Origin of the sequence: Mesorhizobium sp. ISC15 (assembly GCF_037162615.1) — a bacterium.
Lineage (GTDB): Bacteria > Pseudomonadota > Alphaproteobacteria > Rhizobiales > Rhizobiaceae > Mesorhizobium > Mesorhizobium mediterraneum.
On the sequence record NZ_JAVSPX010000001.1, the window covers coordinates 6,270,853 to 6,287,031 of the forward strand.

Sequence of the window (16,179 nt, forward strand, 5' to 3'; positions counted from 1 at the left end):
TGTTCCTACAATTCGCCGTGGCCGACGCGAGCGCCGGCAGGTTGATCGCAAAGCCTCTGGCCCAACGTCACGAAAGGAGCGACGAGCCGGATGCGCTCCTCGATGCTTGCCGCGGGGCGAAAAAGCGCGCGGTTCGCCATGTTGCCGATAGTGAGCTGGATCGGATCGGTGGTGACGATGAGGCCGCGCGGCTCGAATGGCTCGTCCTCGTCCAGATCGGATGGCCGGCCTTCAAAGAAGGAAACGATTCTTTGCCCGCCGCTCCAGACGCAGGCCAGAACGCCGTCATCGACAGCAAACGGCCATTCCGCCTCGTTTTCGGCGCGACTGATCGGCTGCACGCGCACCTCGTCCGGCGACGGAAAATGAAACAGGCCTTGCTCTCCCGCGAGCATCAGCGGCATGGCGACAGCCATCTCGGCCATCATCAGTGCGCCACCGCCGCCGCAGCCGCCTCGTCGATCAGGCGACCGGTGCGGAAGCGCTCGATGGTGAAAGGCGCATTGATCGGATGCGGATCGTCCCTGGCGATGGTGTGGGCAAAGACATGGCCCGATCCGGGCGTTGCCTTGAAGCCGCCCGTGCCCCAGCCGCAATTGACATAGAGACCGGGCACCGGCGTCTTGGCCAGGATCGGCGAGCGGTCGGGCGTCACGTCGACGATGCCGCCCCACGAACGCAGCATCTTCATGCGGGTGAACATCGGGAACATCTCGCAGATGGCGTCGAGCGTGTGCTGCAGGATGTGCAGGCCGCCGGTCTGCGAATAGGAAATATACTGGTCGGTGCCGGCGCCGATGACCAGCTCGCCCTTGTCGGACTGCGAGATATAGGCATGCACGGTGTTCGACATCACCACGCAGGGGAATACCGGCTTGACCGGCTCCGACACCAGCGCCTGCAGCGGATAGCTTTCCAGCGGCATGCGCACGCCGGCCATGTTCATGATGACGGACGAATGGCCGGCGGCAACGACGCCGACCTTCCTGGCGCCGATGAAACCGCGCGTCGTCTCGACACCCATGACCGCACCGTTCGGCGCCCGCTTGACGCCGGTGACCTCGCAATTCTGGATGATGTGGACGCCGCGCGCCGAAGCGCCGCGCGCATAGCCCCAGGCAACGGCATCGTGACGGGCGGTGCCGCCGCGACGCTGCAGGGTCGCGCCCATCACCGGATAGCGGGCATCGCGCGAAATGTTGAGCGGCGGGCAGAATTCCTTCGCCGCTTCCGGCGTCAGCCACTCATTGTCGATGCCGTTCAGCCGGTTGGCGTGGACATGGCGCTTCAGCACCTGGATGTCGTGGACATTATGCGCCAGCATCATGACGCCGCGTGGCGAATACATGACGTTGTAGTTGAGCTCCTGGCTGAGCCCGTCCCACAGCTTCAGCGCATGGTCGTAGATGCCGGCGCTCTCGTCATAGAGATAGTTGGAGCGGATGATGGTGGTGTTGCGGCCGGTATTGCCGCCGCCGAGCCAGCCCTTTTCCAGCACCGCGACATTGGTGATGCCGTGCACCGTGGCGAGGTAGTAGGCGGTGGCCAGGCCATGGCCGCCGGCGCCGACGATGATGACGTCGTACTCCTTCTTCGGCTCTGGCGAGGACCACTGTTCCTCCCAGCCCTTGTGGCCGCGCATGGCCTCACGGGCGATGGCGAATACCGAGTATTTCTTCAACGTTCCAGCCTCGCAGATAGCGGCCGGGCATCCAATCGAGCGCCGGCGCGCGAGGTGTATCACTAGCGAAACAGCGCTGCCAGCCTTGCGCTGTTTGCGACGGCGCTTGCCGTTTTGCGCCGCGACAAAAAAGACCGGTCCGAAGCGGCGGGCCGAACGACGATGCATCCGGGCACCTTCGCAGGTATCGGGTGGCTCGCGCCGCCTCGACCTGCGATCAACACCCCGATTGCCGGCCAAGCTGGCGCGAAAAAAGGATGCAAAAAAATGTTCGCACTCACCAACAAGGTCGCCATCGTCACCGGCGCCAGTTCCGGCATCGGCCGCGCCACGGCAAAACTCTTTGCCGAGGCAGGCGCCAAGGTGGTCGTCGCTGCCCGTCGCCAGGCAGAGCTGGACGCGCTCGTCGCTGAAATCGAGGAAGCCGACGGCACCGCGATCGCCCTTGCTGGCGATGTCCGAGACGAAGCCTATGCCAATGCCCTTGTGGATCTTGCGGTGGACAGGTTCGGCGGTCTCGACATCGCCTTCAACAACGCTGGCTCCGTCGGCCAGATGGGACCGGTTCCCGACATGTCGCTGGCGACGTGGCACGAGACCATCGACATCAATCTGACCGGCGCCTTTATCGGTGCAAAATACCAGGTGCCGGCGCTACTGGAGCGCGGTGGCGGTTCGCTGATCTTCACCTCCAGCTTCGTCGGTCGCACCGCCGGCATGCCGGGCATGGCCGCTTACGCTGCGGCCAAGGCCGGGCTGATCGGTTTGACTCAGGTTCTGGCGGCCGAATACGGAGCACAAGGGTTGCGCGTCAACGCACTGCTGCCCGGCGGCACCGACACGCCGGGCGCGACGACGACCACACCCGAAGCCCGGGCTTTCGTCGAAGGCATCCACGCTCTGAAGCGGATGGCGCAGCCGGAAGAGATCGCCCGCTCGGCGCTCTATCTGGCGTCGGATGCGTCGAGCTTCACCACCGGAACGGCGCTCTTTGCCGATGGCGGCGTCTCGATCAATCGGACGTGAGGCGTTTCGCGTCGGCGAACGATGGAAAAGGGCATGTCGTAAAACCGCGCTTGCTTTCTTGGCGCGATTTGGCGATTCCGTTTTCTGTTCGAAGAATGCTGTTCGAAGACGGGCCTAAAACATGCTGCTGATCAGGACCTACATCGCTGCTAGCGCAATCGAGGGCGTCGGCGTGTTCGCCGCCGAGCCGATCGGGAAGGGAACGTCGATCTGGCAGCTCGATCCGGATTTCGACCGGCTGATCCCGATGGAAAAATATGAGGCCGCGCCGCCGCATCTCAAGGAATTGCTCGACAGATATGCCTATCCAAGCCCGGACCGGCCCGGATTCATGGTCTATGAAGTCGACAATGGGCGCTTCATGAACCACGCCGAAATGCCGAACACGGATTTTTCGCGGTATGGCGGGGCAACCGCGATCCGCGACATAGCGGCGGGCGAGGAAATAACCTGCGACTACGGCGAGTTCTTCGAGGATTTCGAGCGACTTCATTTGGCCACGGCATCATAGCGATCTGGTTGCGTCGTTTGAAGAAAACCCGGAGCGATGATCGGCTCCGGGCCAAATTTCCAGCCCCCAGCTTTAGTTTCGCTGGGCGTGCGGCTCGTCGGTATGCCGGCCGTCATACTGCAGGTCCAACTCGCGAATTGCCTCCTGGCCTTTCTGCGGATCGACCAGGGTGAGAAGCGCGTCGATCTTGGCCTCCATCCGGTCGGTACCCTCCTTAGATTGCGGCGAGCCGACGAAGAGCAGGAACGCCAGGCCACCGACCTGCCAAAGCAGTTGCAGGAATTCCGATTGCCAGTTTTCGAGCGTGTCGCGGCCCATCTCGATCAGATAGCCGCCGAACTCGGGCGGTTGGCCAAGCGCTCGCTGCTCGTCGAGATAGGCGAACCAGCCGAAGACCCAGTGGCCGACAAGCGAGATGATGAAGAAGCCGAGGGTAATCCAGGCATAGCTGTAAGCCCGCCACACCGAAGATGGCTTCACTTTGCCCGACGGCCTGCTGTCCTCACCGCTTGGCATCGTCGCTGTCCGACGCCGTGCGAGCCAGGAACTGCTCCGTGGTCGCGGGCAGGTTGTTTTTCAGCCACTCGGCCATCGCCTCCTCTTCCCGCAGGTTTTGCTCGCAGACGCGGGCGACCTCTGTTTCGCCAAGAGATTCGGCGGCCGCGATGAGGATCCTGTAGGAGGCAATCTCCATATGCTCGAAAGTGTAGCTCGCGAGTGAACCTTTCATCACTTCGTCCCCTGCGAAGACGCCGCTCAGGGACTGCGCCGCCGCCATCAGCTTGCCGCCGGCGTCCTTCAGCGTGGATGTATCCTCGTCTAAACTTTCCAGGCAGGTTCTGAGGCGTGCGGCCTGCCCCTTCGTCTCGTCGACGTGCTGGCTGATGCGCTTACTGAGCTCGGGATAGCTCTCCAGCCGGCTTAGCTGTCCGTTCAGCATGGTTTCGGCCTGCTCCTCCATCGCATGCGCGTCCCTGAGCCACTGGACAAGCCATTCACGGGTGTCTGACATCGGTTTTCTCCTCTGCTTGCGTCGCCGCAACAACCACCGCGGAGCGAAGTTGGTTCCTTCATCGATCAAGCCAGGCGGGCCGTTTTGCCGGATTGGGCAGCAGAAATTTATCGGTGGCGGAAATGCCAACGATCGCTCATCCGCGCGACAGAACCCCGGTCGCGAAGGCACACACCCGAGGTCGTGATTCTTGCTTTTTGACGGCAGTTATGCTAAGTACTTGGGCATGGTGCTGATTTGCGCCGACGACCCGCCGCGGAGGCGGGTTTTTCGTTTCGGCAGTGGACAGAGCGGCATGATTCTGCTATCAGCCGCCACAATTCGTGGTGTAAATCGCCGCGGAGGCTAGTGGCTATGGCCGCTTGCCTGTTGATATCAAACACGAAAGACAGGATTGCCCGTGCAGGTACTCGTCCGCGACAACAATGTTGACCAGGCGCTTCGCGCGCTCAAGAAAAAGATGCAGCGCGAAGGCATCTTCCGCGAAATGAAAATGCGCGGACATTACGAGAAGCCGTCCGAGAAGCGCGCCCGCGAAAAGGCGGAAGCCGTTCGCCGCGCCCGCAAGCTGGCCCGCAAGCGCGCCCAGCGCGAAGGCCTGCTGCCGATGACCCCGCGCCCGGTGGCGGCTGGTGGTGCTGCTGGTGCCGGTGCTCCGCGTCCGCCGCGGTTCTGACGCCAATTTTTCGTCCTTTTCGAAGGATATCCAAGGTGGCGCGATGCGTAATCGCCGCCACCTTTTTGTTTTGAATTCCTCGATTCGGAGAGGCCGGTTCGGAAGGGAACAGACCTGACGGCGCGGCGGGCAGTGAGGACAGAGCAGACATGAATGCAATAAGCGTGGAGCGCAGAACCGCATTGCGCGGCTTTGCACTGACGGCAGCCTTGCTTTCCGGGCTGGCGCTCGCCGGCTGCCAGACAGCCCCGACCGGCGAATTCACCAACATCGACAAGGCACAAGGGTCGGCCGAGAACATCTCCTCGCTGTCGGCCGTTATCCAGCGCAGTCCCCAGGACCCGGAAGGCTACAATGTGCGCGGCTCGGCCTATGGCCGCGGCGGCCAGTATCAGGCAGCGCTCAAGGACTTCAACACCGCCATCCAGCTCAATCCGAATTTCTACCAGGCCTATTCGAACCGCGCGCTCATCCAGCGCTTCCTCGGCGACCAGGCGGCCGCGCTTACCGACTACAACCGCTCGATCCAGATCAATCCCGACTATGACGCCGCCTATATCGGCCGCGGCAATCTCTACCGCAAAGCCGGCCGCATCCAGGAAGCGTTCAACGATTTCCAGAAGGCGATCCAGCTCGACACGACCGATGCCCGCGCCTACCACAATCGCGGCCTGATCTATCAGAGCCAGGGCCAGCACGCTTTCGCCATCGAGGATTTCTCCACCGCCATCTCGCTGGCGCCGGACGCCGCCGAACCCTACAATGGCCGCGGCCTCTCCTACCTCGCCATGAACGACGAGGATAATGCCTTCGCCGACATCAACATGGCGATCAAGCTCGACGGCAAGAATGCCGAGGCCTGGTCCAACCAGGCGCTGATCTACGAGCGGCGCGGCGACAAGGCCAAGGCGGCGAAATCCTACCGCGAGGCAGTGCGTCTTAATCCCACCTACCAGCCGGCCAAGGACGGCCTGGCGCGCACCAGCGCCGGCTAACCGACGGCGACGTTGGGCCTGATATGGCAGGCCTGCCGTTTTTGGCATGCCTTCGAAGCCTTCAATCACTGTGCGTTAACGCCCGCCTTGATCGCGCCAAGTTTTCGGCGGAACGCTCGCGATGCTCAGCCGTTGTTCAAGGCAATTCGCAAAAGGACCCCTCCCATGATCAAGAAACTCGCCTGTGCCGCCGCCCTCGCCACCACGGTGCTCGCTGCCCCTGCCAGCGCGGGCAGGCTGGAGCTCGGCGTGCTCGACTGCACCATCGATGGCGGCACCGGCTATATCGTCACATCCAACAAAGGCGTGGCCTGCACCTTTCGCCCTCATCATGGCGGCCCGCCCGAAGCCTATACCGGGGTCATTTCCAAGCTCGGCGTCGACGTCGGCAAGACGCACCAAGGCGAATTGATATGGGCTGTTCTGGCGGCCACTCGCGATCGTAATTCCGGCGATCTTGCCGGCAGCTATTATGGCGTCAACGCCGAGGCCAGCCTGGTGACCGGCGGCGGCGCCAACCTTCTGGTCGGCGGATTGAACAGCGCCTTCTCGCTGCAGCCTCTCAACGTACAGGCGCAGACCGGCGTCAATCTGGCAGTCGCCGTAACCTCGCTGGAGCTGATCCACTCTTTCAAATAAGCGGCATAGCGTGGCTCTGCGGCGCGGAACAGGATTGAACTGTTCCGCGCCGCGTGGTCCCCGGCGCGTGGTAGCCTTTTGATTAGGCGCTTTGCGGCTTCGAAATTAACCGATTATCGCGCGGTGGCGCCAAACCTCATTCTGTGCGCAGCGCTTCGATTGGCTGTAGCCTTGCGGCCTTGCGGGCGGGATAATAGCCGAAGAAGACGCCTACAGCCGCCGCAAAGCCGATAGCCAGCAGGACGGCGCTGAGGTCGATGATCACCGGCCATTGGGCGATAGAGCCAACGGCGATTGCCGTAGCAATCCCAATAGCGGCACCCAGAATACCGCCGAGCAAGGCCAGCGTTGCTGCCTCAACGAGAAACTGGGCAAGGATATTTCGCCGTCGCGCGCCGACCGCAAGCCGCAGTCCGATCTCACGGACCCGCTCCGTCACCGTCACCAGCATGATGTTCATGATGCCGATCCCGCCCACCACCAGCGAAATTGAGGCCACCGCCGAAAGCAGCAGCGACACCACGCGCGTGGTCGAACCCTCGACATTCGCAGCTTCGGCGAGGTTGCTCACCACGAAGCTGTCTTCCTGACCCGTCCGCAACCGGTGGCGCTGCCACAGAAGGTTGCGGATAGCTGCCATCGTGTCCTCTGCCGAGGCCCAATTGGCGAACTTGACCGTGATGCTGTGTACGAAGGTCGGATTGGCGCGGCTCGTGCCGATGAACTGACGTCGCACCGTCTTTAGCGGCACAAGTGCCACATCGTCCTGGTCATCGCCCCATACGCTCTGACCCTTCCGCTCCAGCAGTCCGATCACCGTGAACGGCACGTCGCGGATGCGAATCGCGGCGCCTACCGGATCGGCTCTTCCGAACAATTTCTCCCGCATCGTTGTTCCGAGGAGCACCACATTGGCGACGCGCTTGTTGTCCTCCGGGGTCATCTCCTGCCCGACGATAACCCGCCATTCGCGCGCCGAGAAATATTCCGGCGTCACGCCGCGCACCACGCCTTGCCAATTGCTGGAACCGATCGTGAACTGCTCGCGTGCGTGGAGGAGTGGCGCCGCCACCACGACGCCGGGGATTTCCATTCCGATCGCCGCCGCGTCCTCTTCACTCAGCCGCGGCGCGCCACCGGCCCCAAGCCGGACGCTGCCCATCTTCGCACTGCCCGGACTGATGCTGATGAGATTGGCGCCAAGGCTGCGGATCTGAGCTGCGATGCGTTCGCGCGCACCAACCCCGATCGCGATCATCACCACGACAGCGGCCACACCGATGATGATGCCCAACATGGTGAGCGCGCTGCGCAAATGATGGGAGCGTAATGATCGCAGGGCAGTTCTTGTGCTACCGGACATTGTTGTAAGCCAGCGATAGATGGCGAGCGTTACCTAGAGACCGTGCCTGTTGCGCGACAGGGGTGTCGGACACAACGCGACCATCTCGAAAGGCCACAATGCGATCGGCATGGGCAGCAATCTGCGCCTCATGGGTGACCAGCACAATGGTCAGGCCCTCTACATTGAGGCGGCGGAAAATCGCCATGATCTCCAGCCCGGTCTGGCTGTCGAGCGCACCAGTGGGTTCATCGGCGAGCAGAAGCAAAGGCTCCGTCACCAGAGCACGGGCAATCGCAACGCGCTGCTGTTGTCCGCCCGAGAGTTCGGCAGGCGTATGTCTGGCCCGATCGGCGAGCCCTACCCTGGCCAGCATCGCCAGGGCTGCGCGCCGCCGCTCTCCAGCCCACATGCGGCGATAGACAAGCGGCAGCTCCACATTTTCTAGTGCGCTGGCCCGCGGCAGCAGATTGAACGACTGAAACACGAAACCGATGTTGCGATTGCGGATTGCAGCGAGCTCATCGTGATGGAGACCACCGACGTAAACCCCGTTCAGGCGGTAGCGGCCTTCGCTGGGACTGTCGAGGCAGCCCAGTATGTTCATGAAGGTAGATTTGCCTGACCCAGAAGGTCCGATCACCGCGACGAATTCGCCTCTTTGAATCGTCATGGTCACCCCTTCGAGCGCCCACACCGGTCCTCCGCCAACACGGTAGCAATGGCGCAGCCGATCGACTTCGATCAGGGCCATGGATGCCTCACCGCAACCGGAACTTGACCAGGACGGAAGACGCGTCATCGTCCCGACGCGGAGCAGTGGCAAGCCCTGTAATGACCTGCTGCCCCTCGGTCAGGTCGCCTGCCAGCAACTCTGTTGTACGACCGTCGGTGATTCCAAGCCGGAGCGAAACCAGCTTCGGCTCGCGGTCTGGCCCAACTACAAAGACCTCGCCCGGGCTTCCTGCCTCTGCGCCCGTTTCGGCAATGGCCGGCGCGGTTGAACGCGCCTTGTCCCCGGTATCATTCGGCGGCCGGAAACGCAGGGCAGCGTTCGGCACTTTCAAGACGCCCTGTCGCTTGGCCACTACCACACTCAGATTGGCGGTCATGCCGGGCAACAGCAGCTCATCGGAATTTTCGGTACCGACCACCACTATGTATGTGACGACATTTTGGACGACCTGCGGTGCCTTGCGGATCTGCTTTACCGTGCCGGTGAAGATTCGGTCGGGATAGGCATCGGCGGTGAAAGTAACTGGCTGGCCAAGCGCAAAACGGCTAATATCGGCTTCCACCACCGAAGCCTCCACCTGCATCTCAGTCAGGTCCTGAGCTATGGTGAACAGGATCGGTGTCTGCAGGCTAGCCGCGAGGGTCTGACCACCACTAACGGCGCGATTGACCACTGTGCCGGTGACCGGCGCGCGTACATACGTGCGGTCAAGATCGATTTGGGCCTGCTGAAGCACCGCTTCCTTCTGCTTCACCTGGGCAAGCGTGTTGGCGAGCTCGGCTTCGGCCATATTGAGTGTCGCCTTGGCGGCTCGAACGGCTGCCGATTGCGACAGTTCCTCCGCTTGGGCAGCAGTCGCCTGCGCCTTGGCAGAGTTATGCGCAGTGTTGTCCCGCTCCCATTCACCCTGCGCGATGATCTTCTGCTTAGCCAGCGAGCGTTTGCGGTTCACTTCCTGCGCCGCACCATCGAGCGCGATTTCGGCGCGTGCAGTCTGTGCTGCGGCAGAATCATATCTGGCCGCGGCGGTCTCCATCTCTGCCCTGGCCCGCTCGATTTGGGCTCGCTGTACGGAAACCTGCGTTTGGGCCATCTCCCGTTCGGCAAGGGTTTGCGCCAGTCTTGCTTCGTAAATCTCCGGGTCAACCCGGGCGATGACCTGACCCTTGGTGACCTTGGAGTTGAAGTCGACATAGAGTTCCTTCACCCGACCCGAGAGCTGAGAACCGACTTCCACCATAACCAGTGCGTTCAGCGTGCCAGCCGCCTGAACTGTTGTGATGATATCGCCGCGCTCCACGGCTTGCGAGCGATAGGCGGGGGTATCGGGCCGGATCGAGGACGGCTTGAGGAGAGCTGAGAGGTTATTGAAGGCCGACAAAACCTGGCCGGAAGTCGCCGATGGCGTCGGTCCCATCGAACTCCCTGGCGTCACCGCGGCGCCGAGGATTGCCGTAACGAACAGAACGCTGCGCATCATTTTCTGACCACCTCCGAGCCGGAAGGGAAAGGTAATCCCTTCCAGCTCTTTAATCTGTGATCGGCAATGCCGTAGAGGAACTCATTTCACCTATTGAAGAAATCCATCACAGCAAACCGCACAGAGATCGATTCGAAAGTTCCGGATCTTACTGCTTGCATTGCCCCGGATTGCCCTCGCAGGCTGTTTCGGTCTTGTTGTCGATGTTGCCCTTGCCTTCAGCCGTGTCCTGCGTTGCCGTGCCGAACGCATTGCCACTCACATCCTTCGTGGTCTCATTGCATTGGCAGTCCGGAACCGACCCTGTCTTTGTGCAAGTAGCCACGCCAGCGGCGCCGCAGAAGTCTGTGCACTGCGTCGCCGACACGCCAGGACAGGCGTTCTGCGCTAGCGCGCCGCCTGCTCCAAGCAACAGTGTCCCACCCCAGAAAGCCGCAGCCGCGGCTACCTTTAAACCACTATGTCCAACAATCATGTTCTCCTCCGAATTTGCCAGAGCTAGAGGGTGCTGCGCAGGCCATCTCTGGCACTGGTCGGCAGCATGAGGGCGCAAGAGAGCCCTCGATCCGGCTCGATCGATTATGCTGTGGGAGATGCGGAAGTTATGAGGCCGCCAGTAGCGGGTTACGCCGCCGGGCCTCCCAAGACTCTTTCGGGTGAAGGTCCCTCTGCGGCGCGTAGAACCGCCGCGATACTTGGCCTGTGCAAATCGGCAACGCTCATTGTCGCGCTCCAGTACGACCGCAAGCAGAATAATATTCGCTATTGCTAATATATTAACCGTACCTGCGGAAGTTGGCAACAAATATCTACATCCACCGGTTGACGTGCCGCTAAATCGATTCGGTAGAGCGGCGTCAACATCGCCATCGGCGTCAGCAGTACCAGATGCGCAGCACGGCGGATCGATGGAGCCGGGACGCACGATCATTTTGACTTCCCGCCTTCATCAGCATTCTCAGCGCACCCGCAAAAAACCGCTTGAGCTCAACTGCAGTTGAGGTTTTACAACCCCCGAAGCGCCGCTTGCCCTTTGGAGACGAAGGGCGCTCCACCATTTTTTGAATCGGCGTATAAGAACGTTCGGAGGGCGGGGTGACCGAAACCAGCACAAACAGGGTCGATTGGCGCGCGCTGTGGGCGAGCGGCGATCTGGCGCGCTTCTGCTTCATCAGCCTCGGCATCCTGCTGCACGCCACCAATGAAACCATGGTGGCGACGGTGATGCCGGCCATGGTCGGCGAACTCGCTGGCGTTCAGCTGGTCGGCTGGTCGCTGGCGATCTACGAGCTCGGCGCCATCGTCGCCGGCGCTGCCGCCGGGCGGCTGGTGAGCTACGTCGCGCTGCGCACCAACATGGTGGTGGCCGCCCTGCTTTATGCGGCCGGCGCACTGGTCTGCGCCATCGCGCCCTCCATGCCGCTGTTCCTGACCGGGCGCCTGATCGAGGGGTTTGGCGGCGGCGCGCTAGTGTCGTTGGCCTTCGTCTCGGTCGAGCGGCTGTTTCCACGCGCCATCTGGCCACAGCTTTTCGGCGTCATGTCGGCGATCTGGGGCGTCGCCGCCTTCAGCGGCCCGGTGCTGGGCGCGTTGATGACCGAGTTGCTCTCCTGGCGCTGGGCTTTCGGCGTCTTCACGCTCGGCGGCACGGCCATGGCATTGGCGAGCTTCATCGTGCTCGAAACGCCTGAGGCGACCAAGCCGCAGGCGATCACTGGGACGGCGCCGCCCTTCCCCTTCGCCGCGCTCGGCTGCCTTGCCGTCAGCGTCGTGCTGATCGCCACGGCCGGGGTCGACATTGCCCTGCTGCGTTCCTCCCTGCTGCTGGCCCTCGGCCTGGTCGGGCTTGCGCTGTTTGTCCGCATCGATGCGCTGAAGCCGCGCTCGCGGCTGTTCCCGTCGCGGCTGTTCTCTTGGCGCTCGCCGGTCGGCGCAGGCATGACCATGGTCGCCGCGTTCTCCGTGGCGACCTGTTCCTTCGCCGTCTACGGACCGCTGCTTCTGACCAGCCTGCACGGCATTCCGATCCTGACCACCGGCTACATCATCGCCGCCGAATCGATCGCCTGGTCGATCCTGTCGATCCTCGTCGCCAATGCGCCGCCGGAGCGCGAGAGGCTGATCATCACCGGCGGCGCGCTGATGATCGCGATGGGCATCGCTGGTTTCGCCTATGCCGTGCCGGCGGGTTCGATTCCGCTGATCCTGTTCTGCGCCTTGCTGCAAGGCGGCGGCTTCGGCATTGCCTGGCCCTTCGTCACCCGCGTGATCGTGGCATCGGCCAGGGATGGTGAGCAGACGATCGCCTCTGCCGCCGTGCCGACCATGCAGCGCATCGGCTATGCGGTCGGTGCAGCACTGACCGGCATCGTCGCCAACGCCAGCGGTTTTTCCGAAGGCCTGAACCGAGAGGCGGCAGCGAATGTCGCCACCTGGTTGTTCCTTGCCTTCGTGCCACTCGGCCTTCTGGGATGCCTTGCAGCCCTGAGGATCTCGGGGCCGGCAGCCCGGCCACAGGAAGCAACGGGCTAGACAGTAATTGTCTTCAGCCGCTCGGCGATCAGTGCCGCAAGCCGCGTCGCCACCTCGTCCTTGCTCATCTCGGGCCATTCGTCGACACCGGCCTTCGAGACGATCCGCACCCGGTTGCGATCGCCGCCCATCACGCCGCCTACGCGGGACACGTCGTTGGCGACGATGAAATCGGCGCCCTTCTTCCTGAGCTTGGCCTCGGCGTTCTTGACGAGATCCTGCGTCTCAGCGGCAAAGCCGACGACCAGGCTGGGCCGCCTTTTGTGATGACCGACACCGGCAAGAATATCGGGGTTTTCGATCATCTGCAGCGCCGGCGGCCCCTCGCCTGCCACTTTCTTGATCTTCTCGCCGGCCGAAGTCTCGCTACGCCAGTCGGCAACGGCAGCCACGAACACGGCCGCGTCCGCCGGCAGCAGCTGTTCGACCGCGCCCTTCATCTCGTTCGCGGTTTCGACATGCAGCGTGGTGACCCCGGCCGGATCGGCAATACCGACCGGACCGGAGACGAGGCGCACATCGGCGCCGAGCCTTGCCAGCGCCGCCGCAATGGCATGGCCCTGCTTGCCGGACGAGCGATTGGCGATGTAGCGCACCGGGTCGATCGGCTCATGCGTCGGCCCTGAGGTGACGATGATCTTTCTGCCGGCCAGCGGCTTCGGCCTGATGTCGAGCAGCGCCTCGATCGCGGCGACGATCTCCAGCGGCTCGGCCATGCGGCCCTCGCCTGCCTCGTTGCTCTCTGCCATCTCGCCCTTCGCCGGGCCGATGAATGCGATGCCGTCCTTCTGCAACGTCGCGCGGTTTCGCCGGGTCGCCGGGTGCGACCACATTTTCGGGTTCATGGCGGGCGCCATCAAAACCTGCTTGTCGGTGGCGATGAGCACGGTCGAGGCAAGGTCATTGGCGTGGCCGTTGGCGAGCTTCGCCATCAGGTCGGCGGTGGCCGGCGCCACGACGACAAGGTCGGCCTCGCGCGACAAGCGGATGTGGCCGACATCGTGCTCGTCATTGCGGTCGAACAAATCGGTGGAGACGTGGTCGGCAGCCAGCGCTCCAACCGACAGCGTGGTCACGAACTCCTGCGCCGCAGCGGTCATGACGACACGCACCGCAGCGCCCCGCTCGCGCAGCCGGCGGATCAGGTCGAGCGCCTTGTAGGCGGCGATGCCGCCGCCGATGATCAGCAGGATGCGCTTGCCGGAAAGGATCATGCCCGAGACCAGTCCTTGTCCAAAGTCATGCCGGCTTCAGTACCGGCGTGATATCGGTATGGATGAAATCATCGCCCTTGAAAAGCAATGGCAGATCTCGGGTCTTGGCGAGAGCGTAGGCGAAGCAGTCGCCCATGTTGAGGTTGGCCGGGTGGCCGGTGCCGCGGCCATAGGTTGAATAGGCAAGGCGAGCTGCAGAAAGCTGCACCAAATCGAAGGCTAGAATTTCGAGTTGAAGCTCCGAAACTATCGCTTCAAGTCGGGCAGCTCCCTCCGGATATCTGCCTCGCAAGGCGACGCAATATGCTTCATATAGCGTGCCAGAACTGATCGACGGCAGCTCCGATCGGGCGATGGCGTTGGCGAACAACACGTTGTCTGATTCCCGCCCCAGAATGGAAATCAATGCCGACGTGTCGACGACAAGAGCGCTCACCGGAGGCCTTCGTCCCACATTTCATCTGTGAGTTTCTTCAGGTCGAAAGGCTCCGCTGGTTTCACGCCAAGCGCCAGAACCTTGTCAACGTCGATCCTTCGTCGTGCAGGGCTTTTAACCTCTCGCGCAAGAACTTCCCGAGCCTCCTGCTCCATCGAAACACCTCGCGCGGCGGCGCGCTCGCGAAGGGCCTGCTTCACGCTGTCGTCAAGATTGCGGATGGTGAGCGTACCCATGGCATTGCTCCTTCTCATCCAACATAGTTGATGAAAGGAATGCTTTCAATGACAGCGCCGACAGCACTGCTGTCATTGCTTGCATTCAAAGCAGCTTCCAAGCGATATAGACCAGCGTCACCGCGATCACCCACAGCGCCAGCCGGCCGGATCGGGTGTGGCGCGCCTCGGCCTTGCCGATCGCGTGCGCTGTCCTTTCGTCGAAGCGCAACCCATGTTCGGCCATCAAATCGATCTCGCGCGACAGCCGCTCGGTGCGGGCGGCGAGATCCGGCGCCTGGCGGGCCAGCGCCAGCAGCGCGCTTGCGCCGTCGCGCGCGTCGGCCAGCAGAGCACGCGGGCCGAGATTGCCCGATATCCAGCCGCTGACCACCGGTTCGGACGTCTTCCACATGTTGAAGGCCGGGTCGAGGGTGCGGGCGACGCCCTCGACCACCACCATGGTCTTCTGCAGCAGCACCAGTTCGGAACGCGTCGCCATGTCGAAGAGGTCGGTCACCTCGAACAGAAGCGTCAAGAGCTTGGCCATCGAGATGGTATCGGCCGGCTGGCCGTGGATCGGCTCGCCGATCGCCCGGATCGCCTGGGCGAACGCCGCGACATTGTGCTGGCGCGGCACGTAGCCGGCCTCGAAATGCACTTCGGCGACGCGCAGATAGTCACGGGTGATGAAGCCATAGAGGATTTCGGCGAGGAAACGGCGCTCCTTCTTGCCGAGCCGGCCGGCAATGCCGAGATCAACGGCAACGATGGTGCCGTCGGCCTCGACGAACAGGTTTCCCGGATGCATGTCCGCATGAAAGAAGCCGTCGCGCAGCGTTTGACGCAGGAACGACTGGATCAGATTGGCGGCGATCGCCTTCAGATCGTGGCCGGCAGCAGCGAGGCCGGCAATGTCGTTCATCTTGATGCCGTCGACCCATTCCATGGTCAGAACGTCGCGGCCGGTGCGCTCCCAGTCGACCATCGGCACGCGAAAGCCGGGATCGTCCTTGGTGTTCTCGCCGAGCTCCGAAAGCGCTGCCGCCTCGAGCCTCAGATCCATTTCGATCTTGGTGGTCTGCGCCAGCGTCTCGGTCACTTCGACCGGCCGCAGCCGGCGCGACGACGGGATGTACTTCTCCTGCAGGCGGGCAGCGAGAAAATAGCTCTCGAGATCACGAAAGAAGAGGCGGCGCACGCCTGGCCGGATGACCTTGACCGCCACCCGCGAACCGACGCCGTCGTGCAGGGTTTCTGCGATATGGACCTGAGCGATCGAAGCCGCGGCAACGGCATCGCCGAAACTGGCGTAGAGGTCGCCGACCTTGCGCCCGAGCGAAGCCTCTATCGCCGCAATGGCCTCGGTCTGCGGAAAGGTCTGCATCTTGTCCTGCAGCATGGCGAGGTCGAGCGCCATGTCGTTGCCGACGACATCGGGCCGTGTCGCCAGGAACTGCCCGAGCTTGACATAGGATGGCCCGAGCCGGACGACCGCCTTGGCCAGCCGGTCGCCACGCTCATAGGCAAGCGCGCGGCGGCGGGTGAACAGCCGTGCCATCCGCCAGCCGAGTTTCGGCAGGCCGGAAAGCTCGTCGCCCGGCAAGGCCGCCACGACGCCTTCGCGGACCAGCACCCAGCCGGCCCGCACGAGCCTGAAACCAGCGCCGACCCTGCTCATGAC

At 62.8% G+C, this 16,179-nt stretch carries 17 protein-coding genes; 6 read left to right on the plus strand and 11 right to left on the minus strand.

The window, feature by feature from the left end; all coding sequences use genetic code 11:
* Positions 1-5: 5 nt before the first annotated feature.
* Both RPG13_RS30230 and RPG13_RS30235 read right to left on the minus strand, forming a co-directional pair.
* Entirely contained in the window at positions 6-428 is a 423-nt protein-coding gene (locus tag RPG13_RS30230; RefSeq protein WP_095488501.1) for a hypothetical protein, read from the minus strand.
* Positions 428-1,681 (minus strand): sarcosine oxidase subunit beta, encoded by a 1,254-nt coding sequence (locus RPG13_RS30235; protein WP_095488502.1) that lies wholly within the window; start codon positions 1,679-1,681, stop codon positions 428-430. Before RPG13_RS30235 ends, RPG13_RS30230 begins: the two co-directional genes overlap by 1 nt.
* Positions 1,682-1,948: 267 nt before the next feature.
* On the opposite strand from RPG13_RS30235, the gene RPG13_RS30240 reads away from it, so the two are divergent.
* Positions 1,949-2,707 (plus strand): SDR family oxidoreductase, encoded by a 759-nt coding sequence (locus RPG13_RS30240; RefSeq protein ID WP_126105085.1) that lies wholly within the window; start codon positions 1,949-1,951, stop codon positions 2,705-2,707.
* A 121-nt stretch (positions 2,708-2,828) separates the two neighbouring features.
* A complete protein-coding gene (locus RPG13_RS30245) occupies positions 2,829-3,218 on the plus strand; it encodes an SET domain-containing protein (RefSeq protein ID WP_126105084.1) in 390 nt (129 codons plus the stop codon).
* A gap of 72 nt (positions 3,219-3,290) precedes the next feature.
* Here the strand turns inward: RPG13_RS30245 and RPG13_RS30250 are convergent, their stop codons facing one another.
* Together RPG13_RS30250 and RPG13_RS30255 are read right to left on the minus strand one after the other, a co-directional pair.
* Positions 3,291-3,734, minus strand: a complete 444-nt coding sequence (locus tag RPG13_RS30250; protein ID WP_126105083.1) for a DUF6766 family protein — start codon at positions 3,732-3,734, stop codon at positions 3,291-3,293.
* Complete coding sequence (locus tag RPG13_RS30255) at positions 3,721-4,230, minus strand: ferritin-like domain-containing protein (protein WP_337126711.1); 510 nt, start codon at positions 4,228-4,230, stop codon at positions 3,721-3,723. Before RPG13_RS30255 ends, RPG13_RS30250 begins: the two co-directional genes overlap by 14 nt.
* Before the next feature lie 400 nt (positions 4,231-4,630).
* Here RPG13_RS30255 and rpsU point away from each other — a divergent pair, with 400 nt between their 5' ends.
* The 3 genes from rpsU (at position 4,631) to RPG13_RS30270 (ending at position 6,540) form a co-directional block, all read left to right on the plus strand.
* Positions 4,631-4,906, plus strand: coding sequence for a 30S ribosomal protein S21 (gene rpsU / locus RPG13_RS30260; protein WP_095488505.1), 276 nt, complete (start codon positions 4,631-4,633; stop codon positions 4,904-4,906).
* Positions 4,907-5,055: 149 nt separating this feature from the next.
* Entirely contained in the window at positions 5,056-5,901 is an 846-nt protein-coding gene (locus RPG13_RS30265; RefSeq protein WP_126105081.1) for a tetratricopeptide repeat protein, read from the plus strand.
* Between the two features lie 165 nt (positions 5,902-6,066).
* A complete protein-coding gene (locus RPG13_RS30270; RefSeq protein ID WP_126105080.1) occupies positions 6,067-6,540 on the plus strand; it encodes a DUF992 domain-containing protein in 474 nt (157 codons plus the stop codon).
* Between the two features lie 136 nt (positions 6,541-6,676).
* Here the strand turns inward: RPG13_RS30270 and RPG13_RS30275 are convergent, their stop codons facing one another.
* Genes RPG13_RS30275 through RPG13_RS30285 form a run of 3 tightly spaced genes read right to left on the minus strand, consistent with a single transcriptional unit; the run spans position 6,677 to position 10,098 of the window.
* A complete protein-coding gene (locus RPG13_RS30275) occupies positions 6,677-7,837 on the minus strand; it encodes an ABC transporter permease (protein WP_337126712.1) in 1,161 nt (386 codons plus the stop codon).
* A gap of 55 nt (positions 7,838-7,892) precedes the next feature.
* Positions 7,893-8,636: an ABC transporter ATP-binding protein gene (locus tag RPG13_RS30280; RefSeq protein WP_126105078.1), complete on the minus strand. Its 744-nt coding sequence runs from the start codon at positions 8,634-8,636 to the stop codon at positions 7,893-7,895.
* A gap of 7 nt (positions 8,637-8,643) precedes the next feature.
* Positions 8,644-10,098, minus strand: a complete 1,455-nt coding sequence (locus RPG13_RS30285; RefSeq protein WP_095488510.1) for an efflux RND transporter periplasmic adaptor subunit — start codon at positions 10,096-10,098, stop codon at positions 8,644-8,646.
* 1,095 nt (positions 10,099-11,193) lie between these two features.
* On the opposite strand from RPG13_RS30285, the gene RPG13_RS30290 reads away from it, so the two are divergent.
* Complete coding sequence (locus RPG13_RS30290) at positions 11,194-12,630, plus strand: MFS transporter (RefSeq protein ID WP_337126713.1); 1,437 nt, start codon at positions 11,194-11,196, stop codon at positions 12,628-12,630.
* On the opposite strand, the gene coaBC is transcribed toward RPG13_RS30290, so the two are convergent.
* The 4 genes from coaBC to ubiB all read right to left on the minus strand — a co-directional run bounded on the left by coaBC (position 12,627) and on the right by ubiB (position 16,176).
* On the minus strand, positions 12,627-13,844 hold the full coding sequence (coaBC, locus tag RPG13_RS30295; protein WP_337126714.1) for a bifunctional phosphopantothenoylcysteine decarboxylase/phosphopantothenate--cysteine ligase CoaBC: 1,218 nt from the start codon (positions 13,842-13,844) through the stop codon (positions 12,627-12,629). The genes RPG13_RS30290 and coaBC overlap by 4 nt on opposite strands.
* 25 nt (positions 13,845-13,869) lie before the next feature.
* Positions 13,870-14,280: a type II toxin-antitoxin system VapC family toxin gene (locus RPG13_RS30300; RefSeq protein WP_095488513.1), complete on the minus strand. Its 411-nt coding sequence runs from the start codon at positions 14,278-14,280 to the stop codon at positions 13,870-13,872.
* Entirely contained in the window at positions 14,277-14,516 is a 240-nt protein-coding gene (locus RPG13_RS30305; protein WP_008874379.1) for a FitA-like ribbon-helix-helix domain-containing protein, read from the minus strand. Before RPG13_RS30305 ends, RPG13_RS30300 begins: the two co-directional genes overlap by 4 nt.
* Before the next feature lie 85 nt (positions 14,517-14,601).
* The gene (gene ubiB / locus RPG13_RS30310) at positions 14,602-16,176 is read right to left on the minus strand and encodes a 2-polyprenylphenol 6-hydroxylase (protein ID WP_095488514.1); all 1,575 of its coding nucleotides are present in this window, start codon (positions 16,174-16,176) and stop codon (positions 14,602-14,604) included.
* Between the last annotated feature and the right edge of the window lie 3 nt (positions 16,177-16,179).

Bases quoted from the DNA above. Each gene is read 5' to 3' on its own strand.
- RPG13_RS30230 (WP_095488501.1), bottom strand. From the start codon at position 428: ATGATGGCCGAGATGGCTGTCGCCATGCCGCTGATGCTCGCGGGAGAG.
- RPG13_RS30240 (WP_126105085.1), top strand. From the start codon at position 1,949: ATGTTCGCACTCACCAACAAGGTCGCCATCGTCACCGGCGCCAGTTCC.
- RPG13_RS30245 (WP_126105084.1), top strand. From the start codon at position 2,829: ATGCTGCTGATCAGGACCTACATCGCTGCTAGCGCAATCGAGGGCGTC.
- RPG13_RS30250 (WP_126105083.1), bottom strand. From the start codon at position 3,734: ATGCCAAGCGGTGAGGACAGCAGGCCGTCGGGCAAAGTGAAGCCATCT.
- RPG13_RS30255 (WP_337126711.1), bottom strand. From the start codon at position 4,230: ATGTCAGACACCCGTGAATGGCTTGTCCAGTGGCTCAGGGACGCGCAT.
- RPG13_RS30265 (WP_126105081.1), top strand. From the start codon at position 5,056: ATGAATGCAATAAGCGTGGAGCGCAGAACCGCATTGCGCGGCTTTGCA.
- RPG13_RS30270 (WP_126105080.1), top strand. From the start codon at position 6,067: ATGATCAAGAAACTCGCCTGTGCCGCCGCCCTCGCCACCACGGTGCTC.
- RPG13_RS30275 (WP_337126712.1), bottom strand. From the start codon at position 7,837: ATGTTGGGCATCATCATCGGTGTGGCCGCTGTCGTGGTGATGATCGCG.
- RPG13_RS30280 (WP_126105078.1), bottom strand. From the start codon at position 8,636: ATGGCCCTGATCGAAGTCGATCGGCTGCGCCATTGCTACCGTGTTGGC.
- RPG13_RS30285 (WP_095488510.1), bottom strand. From the start codon at position 10,098: ATGATGCGCAGCGTTCTGTTCGTTACGGCAATCCTCGGCGCCGCGGTG.
- coaBC (WP_337126714.1), bottom strand. From the start codon at position 13,844: ATGATCCTTTCCGGCAAGCGCATCCTGCTGATCATCGGCGGCGGCATC.
- RPG13_RS30305 (WP_008874379.1), bottom strand. From the start codon at position 14,516: ATGGGTACGCTCACCATCCGCAATCTTGACGACAGCGTGAAGCAGGCC.
- ubiB (WP_095488514.1), bottom strand. From the start codon at position 16,176: ATGAGCAGGGTCGGCGCTGGTTTCAGGCTCGTGCGGGCCGGCTGGGTG.